This window comes from Exiguobacterium sp. MH3 (assembly GCF_000496635.1).
GTDB lineage: Bacteria > Bacillota > Bacilli > Exiguobacteriales > Exiguobacteriaceae > Exiguobacterium_A > Exiguobacterium_A indicum.
In genome coordinates this window covers 1,820,198-1,832,090 of sequence record NC_022794.1, presented here as the reverse complement: position 1 = coordinate 1,832,090, position 11,893 = coordinate 1,820,198, and the positions used below count along the sequence as shown (strand labels likewise).

The 11,893-nt window shown below is 44.6% G+C and carries 14 protein-coding genes; 12 read left to right on the top strand and 2 right to left on the bottom strand.

The window, feature by feature from the left end:
• The first annotated feature begins 9 nt into the window (after positions 1-9).
• The 4 genes from U719_RS09815 to U719_RS09800 all read left to right on the top strand — a co-directional run bounded on the left by U719_RS09815 (position 10) and on the right by U719_RS09800 (position 2,757).
• The gene (locus U719_RS09815; RefSeq protein WP_235147582.1) at positions 10-1,194 is read left to right on the top strand and encodes a ribonuclease H-like domain-containing protein; all 1,185 of its coding nucleotides are present in this window, start codon (positions 10-12) and stop codon (positions 1,192-1,194) included.
• On the top strand, positions 1,191-1,751 hold the full coding sequence (locus U719_RS09810; protein WP_023468608.1) for an SLOG family protein: 561 nt from the start codon (positions 1,191-1,193) through the stop codon (positions 1,749-1,751). The genes U719_RS09815 and U719_RS09810 overlap by 4 nt, the downstream gene beginning before the upstream one ends.
• 5 nt (positions 1,752-1,756) lie before the next feature.
• Complete coding sequence (gene gpsB / locus U719_RS09805; protein ID WP_023468607.1) at positions 1,757-2,071, top strand: cell division regulator GpsB; 315 nt, start codon at positions 1,757-1,759, stop codon at positions 2,069-2,071.
• Positions 2,072-2,202: 131 nt separating this feature from the next.
• A complete protein-coding gene (locus tag U719_RS09800) occupies positions 2,203-2,757 on the top strand; it encodes a nuclease-related domain-containing protein (protein WP_023468606.1) in 555 nt (184 codons plus the stop codon).
• Positions 2,758-2,801: 44 nt separating this feature from the next.
• On the opposite strand, the gene U719_RS09795 is transcribed toward U719_RS09800, so the two are convergent.
• A complete protein-coding gene (locus U719_RS09795) occupies positions 2,802-3,119 on the bottom strand; it encodes a hypothetical protein (protein WP_023468605.1) in 318 nt (105 codons plus the stop codon).
• A gap of 33 nt (positions 3,120-3,152) precedes the next feature.
• Complete coding sequence (locus U719_RS09790; protein WP_023468604.1) at positions 3,153-4,727, bottom strand: FAD-dependent monooxygenase; 1,575 nt, start codon at positions 4,725-4,727, stop codon at positions 3,153-3,155.
• Between the two features lie 88 nt (positions 4,728-4,815).
• Here U719_RS09790 and yvfG point away from each other — a divergent pair, with 88 nt between their 5' ends.
• From yvfG to U719_RS09750, 8 genes are all read left to right on the top strand, one after another.
• Positions 4,816-5,037: a protein YvfG gene (gene yvfG / locus U719_RS09785; RefSeq protein WP_023468603.1), complete on the top strand. Its 222-nt coding sequence runs from the start codon at positions 4,816-4,818 to the stop codon at positions 5,035-5,037.
• Positions 5,034-5,645 (top strand): CoA pyrophosphatase, encoded by a 612-nt coding sequence (locus U719_RS09780; protein WP_023468602.1) that lies wholly within the window; start codon positions 5,034-5,036, stop codon positions 5,643-5,645. Before yvfG ends, U719_RS09780 begins: the two co-directional genes overlap by 4 nt.
• Before the next feature lie 60 nt (positions 5,646-5,705).
• On the top strand, positions 5,706-5,915 hold the full coding sequence (locus tag U719_RS09775; RefSeq protein WP_023468601.1) for a hypothetical protein: 210 nt from the start codon (positions 5,706-5,708) through the stop codon (positions 5,913-5,915).
• A 347-nt stretch (positions 5,916-6,262) separates the two neighbouring features.
• A complete protein-coding gene (locus U719_RS16645; protein ID WP_023468600.1) occupies positions 6,263-6,898 on the top strand; it encodes a 3D domain-containing protein in 636 nt (211 codons plus the stop codon).
• Between the two features lie 184 nt (positions 6,899-7,082).
• Positions 7,083-7,814 carry an ABC transporter ATP-binding protein gene (locus tag U719_RS09765; protein WP_035396921.1) on the top strand — a complete coding sequence of 244 codons (732 nt, stop codon included), beginning with the start codon at positions 7,083-7,085 and terminating at the stop codon, positions 7,812-7,814.
• Complete coding sequence (locus U719_RS09760) at positions 7,811-9,328, top strand: ABC transporter permease/substrate-binding protein (protein WP_023468598.1); 1,518 nt, start codon at positions 7,811-7,813, stop codon at positions 9,326-9,328. Before U719_RS09765 ends, U719_RS09760 begins: the two co-directional genes overlap by 4 nt.
• Positions 9,325-10,197 carry a diacylglycerol kinase family protein gene (locus U719_RS09755; protein ID WP_023468597.1) on the top strand — a complete coding sequence of 291 codons (873 nt, stop codon included), beginning with the start codon at positions 9,325-9,327 and terminating at the stop codon, positions 10,195-10,197. The genes U719_RS09760 and U719_RS09755 overlap by 4 nt, the downstream gene beginning before the upstream one ends.
• A gap of 173 nt (positions 10,198-10,370) precedes the next feature.
• Positions 10,371-11,714, top strand: a complete 1,344-nt coding sequence (locus tag U719_RS09750; protein ID WP_023468596.1) for a sodium-dependent transporter — start codon at positions 10,371-10,373, stop codon at positions 11,712-11,714.
• The last annotated feature ends 179 nt before the right edge of the window (positions 11,715-11,893 follow it).

The following is an 11,893-nucleotide window of genomic DNA, read 5'->3' as shown; positions in this document are numbered from 1 at the left end:
CTTAGACGTATGCTGAAATCTACATCAGACGCCGTACCAGAGAATCAAGTGTCTTCCGCACCTGAAGTGGAAACGCTGAAGGCACCAACCGGATGGACTGACGAACAGCAAGCCTGGATTGATCGTGGGGCCGATATCTTGACGTTCGAGGAAGAGTGGATCGTCAGGATCGACAAGCGATATGCATTAATAGATCGGCATGGAGATCGGAGTTTTGCCGAAGTGTATGAGTCCTTACAGCTTCCTCATCCACCGCTTGCACTGGATGTTCCACTTGAGCAAGTCATTTTCTTTGATACGGAGACGACAGGATTACGAGGAACCGGAACGACGATCTTTTTACTCGGGTTCGCGCGCTTTGAGAAGGGTGGATTGCTGATGCGACAGTATTTCTTACCACATCCTCACTTTGAAGCTGCTTTTTACCATCACTTCCTGCATGATATCGGAGATGATGTCCGCTTTGTGACCTATAACGGGAAAAGCTTTGATTGGCCGCAAATCAAGACACGTCATGTCTTTGTTCGGGAACGGGTTCCGCGATTACCGAAAGTCGGTCATCTCGATTTACTTCATGTCGCGCGGCGAATCTTTAAAGGAATGTATGATTCCTATCGATTGACAGCGATGGAAGAGCGAATCGGATTTGAGCGGGAAGGGGATCTACCTGGATTTTTGGCACCGATGCATTATTTCCAGTACGTCGAACACCAGCATCCGGATATCATGACAGGGGTCTTGCAACATCATCTGGATGATTGTCTGACGCTTGTCGGACTCTATGATGCGTGCAACCGACTCGTCACACATCGAGCGGAGGCGCCTTCCCCAATTCAAGAAAACATCGCGATTTGGCTGGCAGATCTCGGAATTCATGAAGGATCACACGCTCATTTTCAGCAAGTCAAAGAACTATCAGCAGAAGGATGGTTGCGCCAAGGATATTTGCATAAAAAAATGAAGAACCATGAACAAGCTCGAGAGTGTTTCTTGAAGAGCGACAGTTATTTAGGGTATGTCGAGCTTGCGAAGTGGGCAGAGCACATTGCAAAAGATCCGGTGCTTGCTTATGATTATACGGAACGAGCACGACAACACGTCGAGCGCCATCATTGGTTGATTACGAAAAAAGAACGAATTTTGGCAGAGCTGGATCATCGAGGACGTCGGTTGAAAAGGAAGTGTGACGTGTGAAAGTTGTCGCCATCACAGGATATAAACCCAATGAACTAGGTATCTTTGATCAAAAACACCCTGGGATCCGGGTCTTAAAGGCAGCATATCGAGAGCGGATGATTCGCTTAATTGAGGATCGAGGCACAGAGTGGTTTATCACGAATGCCTCACCGGGTTGCGAAATCTGGGCATGCGAGGTCGTACTTGAATTAAAGGAAGAGTATCCCCATATTCGTCTCGGTATTCTGTTGCCGTTCTTGGAACAGGAAGCACGCTGGAAAGAGCCAGTTCAAGCGCAGTACCTTTCCATTCTTGAACAAGCTGACTTCGTCGAAGCAATCAGCCAGAAACCGTATACGGATCCATCGCAGTTACGTAATAAAACCGAGTTCATGATTCAAAAAAGCCAAGGATTATTGTCGGTTTTTGATGAAGAACATGGAGGATCAGCGAAATTTTTAGTAGAGCGTGCTAGAATAGAAATGGAACAATCCGATTATCAGTTGTTTTTAATTACACAAGATGATTTATCTTGGCTCGAACAAGAATTACAATACAATGATCAGTGGGAGTGAAGAGGATGTATAAGCCATTGTTGACAGCGGACGATATTTACAAAAAGGAATTCAAAACCGGCCTCCGTGGCTATGTCATCGAAGATGTCGATGGATATTTGGATCAAATCATTAAAGATTATGAAGGATTCGAACGTGAGATCGAACGTCTGAAGAAAGAGAACGAGGCGTTAAAACAAGCACCAGCACAACCGGTAAAACGTGAAGAGCGCCGCGTCGAGCAAGCGGAGCCACAAGTATCAAGTTCATCGAACTATGACATGTTACGTCGTATTTCAAATTTAGAGAAGGCCGTTTTCGGACGTCCGCACCAAGATTGACGCATCAAAAAAGACATTTCTGTCAGATCAGAAGTGTCTTTTTTTATTTCCTTCTTTTTTGAAAGAATCGTCATCTGAGTGAAAACGGTGTTAAGATAACTAATAATACATACTACAAAGGATGATGAACCATGTTACAAGTCATGACTGCTTCTGTTCCTCAACCACCGCGCCGTCGTTTTTTTGCAAGTAAACAAGTGAGTACGACGACGAGTGAAACGGATGCACTCTGTAATGAAATCCGTCATGTTTGTCGTTTTGATTGGATGTTGTTTGATCGGATTCGTCTTTCTGACACGATAGTCATTCCTTTTGCGCTGATTGGACCAAAAGGATTATTCCTCGTGTTACAAAACGATGCGGTCGTAGAATGGATGACGGAGGAATCTTGCCATGTCATGGATGATGAGCATGGAAGAAAAGTGTTTGCACCTCATCCCATCCATCAGTCGAAACAAATCGTTCAAGCGGTTCGAAAAACGCTAAAAGAACAAGGGATCATCATTCCGATTCATGGCATTACACTTTTTCCGAATGCACCACAGATGCGGACGGAACGAATTAAATTCCCGACGGGGAACAGCTTTAAAGATGTGCGGGCGTTCATCGTCTCAAAGAAATCCTCCCCTGTTCAAGAGCAAGAACGAAAACAAGTTGCGTTTTATCTCGCGCAGCAACAGGAATGAACAAAGGCAGTGAAGCGCTCGCTTCACTGCCTTTTCGTTTGAATTCATCGTCTTGGTCGAGACGCAAGAATGTCTTCAGCTTGATCCAAGTCTTCTTTCAAGACATACACCGCTACGCGATCATCCAAGTCTTTACTGAAACGTCGGAATAAAAACGAAGTCTTGACGCCGCGTTCGACTCGAATCTCTAAGTCAGCTGCTTCGAGTCGCGCAGCGTCCTTTAATAAATCTTCTCCTTTTTCACCAAATGCTTCCCCGATCAGTGACCATCGAAGGTTTTCCTTCGTTCGTCTGCTGACGATGACGAGAAATGCAATGACTAAAAGAATGATTAAAACCGTTCGAACTAGCTGTATATCCATCTTTGCCTTCACCTCACCTACTATCATACCGAGTTAACGCGCATAAAGTAAACGTTCAACATAGCGGGCGAACGATTTACTTTTCAAACCTTGTTGGCGATACGCGATATAACCGTCAGGGCGAATTAAATATAATCCAGATTGCTTGATGCCAAAGCGTCGTGCCAGTTCACCACCTTGATCGACGACACCATCCTCTTTAAGGGATTGATGGATCGGTACTGTCTCAAATAGATCGGGATAGGTATAGGCGAGTTCCTTGAATGGCTCAAGAAGATCATCGGTTGCATTTTTTGGTAAGAACAGTAGTAATAAGAAATTCCGATCGGCACGACGTAACAATAGTTCGTTCTTTTTCGTCCGCGGGTGAACGACTTCACTGTAAGGCATCGGTTCACCTGGTTTTGGTGTCAATGGACTAAAGTGTCCTTGTGTGACGAAGGTCGAACTCGCTGGGTAGTGGCTGTTGAGCTGTGCAATCCGGTTCGTCACGAAATGATGTAAGGGTGCGATCTTGAGGCTATTACGAATGACTTTTTCCTGCAAGGGTAATAAAAAGGGAATATTGATTTGCAAGAGTTCCGTTGCAAGATTGGTTGATCGTAAAATCCCTTGTGCCGCTTCTCGGCGTTCGACGCTGTAAGAATCAAGTAACGGAAAACTCGCCTTGAACTGATGGACACACCATAGTTTCCAAGCGAGGTTCATCGCATCAGCAATTCCGGTATTCATTCCTTGACCACCGACGGGTGAATTGATGTGTGCTGCATCCCCGATCAAATAAATCCGGTGGTGTCCGAATTTCTCGATAATCCGGTTATGGACGCGAAACATCGAATACCAATGGACTTTTTTGAGCTCAAACGGTACTTTGGCTCGATTTTGTAAAAAATCGTCAATCGCTTTATGGTCGGTCGGAACAGGTCCGCTCGTTAGATTGCCGGTAATCCGGAACAAGTTCGACTGGAGAGGGAACGACTCGATAACGCCATGATCAGAGAAAAAGATATGAACCTCCTCAGAAGAGAGCGGCCAGTCGACCTCGATGTCAGCCAGTGCCCACGATTCTTTAAACGACTTCCCGCTGAACGGAAGCCCGAGCTCACGACGGACGAAACTGTTTGCACCATCTGCTCCGATGATGAAGGAAGCGTCGACCGTCTCTGTTTCTCCTTTATGTTGTAAGGATGCTGTAACGAATGTTGGAAATTGAGCAAACCCTGTTAATTCTGTTTCGCGCTCGACTACGTGTCCATATTTGGCGAGTTGCGCTTCGAGAATCCGTTCCGTCTCACTTTGAGGCAACAGCGTGACGAACGGAAAAGGTGTATTCAAATCCGTAAAATCAAGTTTTGCCTGCCATGCACCATTGACATAGAGGTTTCCTTGATTGATTTTGATTGCATTCTCCATCAAGTCTTCTGCAACACCAAGCCTTGCGAACAACTCCAGAGAACGCGCTTGAATCCCGATCGCTTTTGAGACGACAGATGGTCCGCTTGCACGTTCGACGATGCGAAAGGATAATCCATAGCGTGAGAGTGCGAGTGCGAGTGTTAAACCGGTTGGTCCGGCACCGATAATGAGGACATCTAATTTTTTATTCACGGATAACCCCCCTTAATTTACATCTTAGCCAAAACTCGTTACCATTAAACTATTGATGACACGCTTGACGTGTGAAAGGATGAAACTTGTGAACGAACAACTTTTTACGACAGAACGATTGATTGCGAATTTTAAAGAATATATCCGTCAGAATGAGGCACATCTGACGAAACGACATGCGTTAAACGCCTATTACAAGACGGTAGCAGGATCGATTTTATCGGACCGGATTGCTAAGAATGCGGATCTCATCGTCCGTATGCGCCATCTGGAAGAGGCGTACCAACACGTTGCACAAGAAGGGCGATGAAACAGGTGAACTTAGCCGATATCCGAAAGCATTACGTAGATTCTGAAGAACGTTTACCTCGTCATGCGGCAGCTGTACTCGTTCCATTAGTCGAGCAAGATGGCGAAGTCTATTTGTTATTTCAAGTGAGAGCTAAGACACTACGTTCGCAACCAGGTGAAATCGCTTTTCCAGGTGGTCGGATCGATGGTGGTGAATTACCGAAAGCAGCAGCTGTCCGTGAAACGGTCGAAGAATTAAATGTCAGTGCTTCTGAGATTGAAGTGATTGGAACGCTTGAACCACTCGTGACACCGAACCGGTCGATCATTTACCCGTATCTTGGTATTCTTCATGCGACGGACTTTAATCCTTCGCCGGCCGAAGTCGATCATGTGTTTCTCGTGTCATTAACGGAATTGATGACTTCGAAGCCGATTAAAGGAGATATGGAGTGGCGGATCCGCCCCGGTAAGGAAGTGCCAACCGAACGCATGGCGAATCGAGAAGCCTATCTGGATCGTACGTATACAGTCACGGAGCACTTTTATGAGCACGGGGATTATCTGATTTGGGGATTAACCGCTAAAATCTTGCGCCAGTTCTTAGCTCAATTGACGCGTGACTAGCTTTTTCGGTCGTTATTTTATATGATTAACTGTAATTGAACGTGTCAGGAGATGAGTCAAATGGAAGAAACAGAAGAGTTATTCGATTATATCGTTGGCGATATGGTAAAAACGAAAGAAGGCTGGGTAGCGGAAGTAACGGCAGTATTGACAAATACGGTCGTTGGTGATGTATCCCACACGAAAAACTTTGAGGCACTCGGATTAGAGTTTGAAAAACAAGTCTTATTAAAGTCAGAGATTGAATTGTTAGAACGTAAAACAAAGTAACACATGAAAGCACACCACATGTTGGTGTGTTTTTTTATGTTCATCCAGCGAACTGAATAATAATGAAATCCTACATTCTTTTGATTTTTGAAGAATTGGACAAAATGACTGAAAACATCGAAAAGATACATTTATTACAAAAGAGTAACAAAGATTAATTCGTAACAGAACGGTTACAAAATATAAAAACGTTGATATACAACGATTGAGAGCGTTTTTTGTAAGCGTGTAACCATTTCGTTACTTTTTAACAGATATATTTCAATTCATGGTGTTCGCTTTTCAAACTATTTGTCACCGTGATACGTTGTGCGGGTCGTAAAACGGCGAGAAAGGTTGGCATCAACATGAAACGAACATCATTCCTTTTATCCCTTTGTTTAGCGGGATTCATATTTATTCTTTTGCCGCATCATGAAGCGTCGGCAGCACAAATCGGGATCGGTACGGAGAAAACGATCGTACAAAATCCATTAGAGATGAAGCGTCAAGCTGCTCAAGAGAAGCGTGAACAAGCAGAGGCGAAAAAACAAGCGCGTCTAAAAGCCTTGGCTAAGCAAAAAGCAGACGCAGAGCAAAAAGCAAAAGCAGCACAAGAAGCCAAAAAGGAAACACGACAGGTAAAGAAACAAAGTCGAACACAAGCAAACGCTAACCGTTCCACAAAGCGTACGGAAACGTTTGAGACGACAGCATATACGACGAATCCAGAAAACAATGGAAGCCGTTTGTATAATGGTCGTGCCTTAACAGCATCGGGTTATGACGTCACGAATACGATTACATACGAAGGACGTCGCATCGTTGCTGTCGATCCATCGGTCGTACCGCTTGGAACTAAGGTACATGTAGAAGGTTTCGGCGACGCAATTGCGCTCGATACAGGTGGTGCGATTCGCGGGAAAATCATGGATCTTCTTGTCGGTTCAAAACAAGAAGCTTTAGAATGGGGTCGCCGTCAAGTCACGGTGACGTTCGAATAAGAGCAGTATACGGTTAGGCGATGGATAGTTTCCATCGTCTTTTTTGTTTTGAGGAAGGATAAAAAAACGATCTGTTCGATGTTGGATTTAGAAAACAGGGGAAAGAGTGGACGGAATAGGTTTTAGAATGTCCAAGAAAGGGGAATTTTACAAAGATAATAAACCGGGAAACGAGGGATGGTTCGTGATTGAATTCAAGGATGTCGGCAAAACGTATGCAGACGGAACAAAGGCAGTGCAACACGTGAATTTTACGGTTGAACAAGGCGAGATTTTTTGTTTGATCGGTCCTTCAGGGTGCGGTAAAACAACGACGATGAAAATGGTTAATCGATTGATTGATCATACGGAAGGACAAATTTGGATCGATGGTGAACCAATCATGTCGATCAATGAACATGAACTCCGTCGGCGAATTGGCTACGTCTTACAACAGATTGCCCTCTTTCCACATATGACGATTGAGGAGAACGTCAGCGTCGTACCTGAGTTATTGAAGTGGAATAAGGAGAAAGTAGTACAACGGGTCGATGAATTATTTCGGTTGACTGGGTTAAACACCTCACTTAAGAAAAAATATCCAAGTGAACTCTCTGGTGGACAGCAACAACGTGTTGGGGTTATGCGGGCACTCGCAGCAGAACAAGACGTCATCTTGATGGACGAACCATTTTCTGCTCTTGATCCCATTTCACGGGAACAATTACAAAATGATTTGTTGCATCTAAACGAAGAGCTTGGTAAAACAATTTTGTTCGTCACGCATGACATGAATGAAGCGTTGAAACTAGGGAGTCGCATCTGTCTGATGAACGCTGGAGAGATTGCTTTCATCGGTACGAAGGACGAGGTACTAGCCAGTAACGATCCGTTCGTTCAAGAATTCATGCGTCAAGTCAGGGGGAGTGTCGAATGAATGGATTGATCGAAACGTATCAAGACCGGAAGACTGAATTGCTTCAAGCGCTAATCGAGCATATTCAATTATCGGTCATTTCCTTGCTGATCGCATGTGTGATCGCTATTCCACTGGGGATTTACTTATCACGCAATAAACGTCTGAGTGAGTGGTCGATTGGTGTAACCTCTGTCATCCAGACGATTCCATCACTCGCGTTACTCGGTCTGATGATACCACTTGTCGGAATCGGTACAGTCCCGTCCATTATTGCACTTGTCTTGTATTCTTTATTACCGATCGTTCGAAACACTTATACAGGGCTTGCCGAAGTTGATCCTTCGATTAAGGAAGCGGCACGCGCATGTGGGATGACTCCGATGCAGAGCCTTTGGAAAGTCGAGCTCCCACTAGCTTTACCTGTTATGATGGCCGGGATTCGGACCGCGATGGTACTGATCATTGGTACGGCGACGATTGCCGCCCTGATTGGTGCTGGAGGATTAGGCTCGATCATTCTTCTCGGGATTGACCGTAATGATAACTATCTATTATTGCTCGGTGCGATTCCAGCAGCACTGCTCGCGCTTTTATTTGACGGCTTATTACGTCAAACGGAAGTAGCGACTCGTAAACGACAAACAGCACGTCTCGTAACGGCAGTCGTCTTGATGGTTGCGATCGTCGTCGCACCTTTTGCTGTCGGTCGCAGTGAACGACCAGATCTCGTCGTCGCTGGAAAACTAGGTGTAGAACCGGAAATTTTAATGAACATGTATAAGATTGTCATTGAAGATGAAACGGATTTGACGGTACAAGTCAAACCGAACTTCGGGAAGACGACCTTCGTCTATAAGGCGCTCGAATCAGGTGATATCGATGCGTATCCAGAGTTTACAGGAACGGTGCTCGCTAGTTTGACGAATGAAAAACCGAAGTCGAATGATGCAAAAGAAGTGTATGAACAGGCAAAAGCCGGTCTTGAAAAACAAGATTTAGCCTTGCTACCACCGATGAACTATAACAATACCTATGCTGTAGCTGTTCCAAAGAAATTAGCAGACCGTTACGATTTGAAGACGATCTCTGATTTAAAACAGGTCGCGAATCAGTTGACGGCTGGATTCACGTTAGAATTTAAGGATCGACAGGATGGGTATAAAGGGATTCAAGATAAATATGATGTTAATTTCCAGAAAGTCGTCACGATGGAACCAAAATTGCGCTATAAAGCAATCGAGTCAGGTGAGATCGATGTCATTGATGCTTACTCGACAGATCCGGAGATTGCGAAATACGACATGGTCGTCTTAAAAGACGATCAGCAACTATTTCCTCCATATGAAGGAGCTCCTCTTCTGCGACAAGAGACGATCGAGGAGTATCCAGAAGTAAAACAAGCACTTGAGCAATTATCAGGTAAAATTTCAGATGAAGAGATGTCAAAAATGAATGAAGCTGTCGCATACGGCGGAAAGACGGCGAATGAGGTCGCTCGTGATTACCTGAAGAAGGAAGGCGTCATTCAATGAAACTTTTACTGATCAGTAACCCGACAGCTGGGACGAACGGCACCGGATTACTTGGAGAAGTCATCGAACCATTAAGTACATTATTCGATGAAATCGTCATCAAGAATACGAAGCAAGCTGGAGATGCGATGCAATTTGCGGAAGATTCATCCGCATTTGATGCGGTCGTCGTCATCGGTGGAGATGGAACGGTGTTTGAGACAATCAACGGGGTCGCAAAACTGGATGATCGCCCGATACTCGGTATCATTCCTGGAGGGACCTGTAACGACTTCGCTCGAACGCTTGGCTTACCGATGGCTCCTCGGCTTGCTGCAGAAGCGATCGCGATGCAACACGTTGTTCAGGTCGATCTCGGACAAGTCGAAAATAGCTATTTCTTGAATTTCCTTGGTGTCGGTCTTGTCGCAGAGGCATCGATTGGCATCGATACAGAAGAAAAAGCACGCCTCGGGAAGATGGGATATTATCTATCGACGATTCGCTCAAGTCTAGAAGCACAACCCTTCGAATATGAACTGATTTTAGATGAAGGTCGTCACATGACCGGCGAAGCGGTTCTCATTCTTGCGGCAAACGGAGAATCGCTCGGTGGAATCGAGACGAACTTATCAGATGGAGCCTATAATGACGGGAAACTTGATTTAGTGATCGTCGATGAAGTAAATTTAACAACCATTCGAGATGTGATCCTTCAAAAAATTGGTCTTGCCAATGATCCTTCCTTTACACATATCTTGACGAGTGGGTTTCAGTTGAAAACAAAAGACACAAAAGTGATCGATACAGATGGTGAAAAAGCCATCCATACACCGGTTACAGTTAAAGTATTGCCGGAGTATCTGCGCATGTATGGAGGCACACAATAATATAAAGTAATGAATGAAAAGAAGGTCGTCATAAAAAACGGTCTTCTTTTTTATCTTTCAGTACATATATGCGGTTATGCTTTGACGCTTTAAAGAAAATATTTGATAAAGGATGACTTTCAATGATTCTTTCTGTACAATGAAAAAGTATTTTGAAAAGGAGGTGGAGCACCATGAAAGGAAACGCATGGGCTTCAAAAGTAGGATTTATTTTAGCAGCAGCGGGATCCGCCATTGGTCTGGGGGCCATCTGGAAATTCCCGTACACGACTGGAACGAACGGAGGAGGCGCGTTTTTACTCTTGTTCCTCGTGTTTACCTTATTACTTGGACTGCCCGTTTTAATTGCCGAGTTTTTAATCGGTCGTACGAGTGGAAAAACAGCACTTCAAGCGTTCTCGGCACTTGGTCATAAGAAGTTCACATTCATTGGTGTACTGGGTGTCATCGCCTGTTTCTTGTTGCTCTCTTTCTACAGCGTCATCGGAGGATGGGTTTTGATTTATACCATTCTTGGTTTCACAGGTCGCCTGACGACGATGGACAGTGGTGCGCTTGGTGAATTGTTCGGAACGATTTCCGCCTCACCGTTATATGTCATTTCAGGGCAATTGATTTTCCTCGCTTTGACATGTTGGATCGTCTTACGTGGTGTTCAATCCGGTATTGAAAAAATGAGTAAAATCATGATGCCATTATTATTCGTGTGCTTCATCATCCTTGTCGTTCGATCATTGACACTTGATGGTGCAATGGAAGGTGTTAAATTCTTCATACAGCCTGATTTTTCGGTCCTCAACCGAACTTCTGTCCTGAGTGCGCTTGGCCAAGCGTTCTTCTCCTTATCGCTCGGTGTATCAGCGATGCTGACGTATGCTTCCTACATGAAGGAACGTGGCGAGATTAATCGTTCCGCCGCATGGATCGTCGCGATGAATGTCGCGGTCTCATTATTAGCTGGATTCGCGATTTTCCCAGCTGTTTTTGCTTCGGGTCTTGACCCTGCAGAAGGACCGGCATTGCTTTTCATCGTATTGCCGACTGTTTTCAGTCAGATCCAGTTTGGCTCGTTGTTCTTAACACTTTTCTTCCTTCTGTTTGCTTTCGCATCGATCACTTCATCGATTGCTATGCTTGAGGTCGTTGTTGCTTCATTAACGGATCGTAAGGAGAATGCGACATCGCGTGATAAAAAGCGGACGACATGGCTTGCGACACTTGCGATTGCGATCGTCGGAATTCCGTCCGCACTCTCGTTCGGTATGTTGAGTGATGCTCAATTCATGGGGAAAACGTTCTTTGACAGCGTTGATTTCCTTGTCTCGAATATTTTAATGCCGATTGGTGCTTTACTGATTTCGATTTTTGCTGGGTACAAGCTCGATCGAGCTCTTGTCGAACAGGAACTCGTGACGAGTCCATTCATGAAAAAAATCGTGCCTGTGTGGCGTGTGAGTGTTTGTTACTTGAGTCCGATCGCAATTTTGATCATCCTTGTATGGCCAATGTTCGGATAATAGATCACTTTTTTTGGGTAGTCGACAATTTTGTCGACTACCTTATTTGTTGTCAAAAGAATCATGCGAAAGAAAGAACGAATAGTTCATTCTTCGGTCTGATGCGATATTTTTAAAAGTATGTTGAAATATAAATACACGAGGCGTAACATTTCGGAAAAACGGGAAACTTTTTGTTA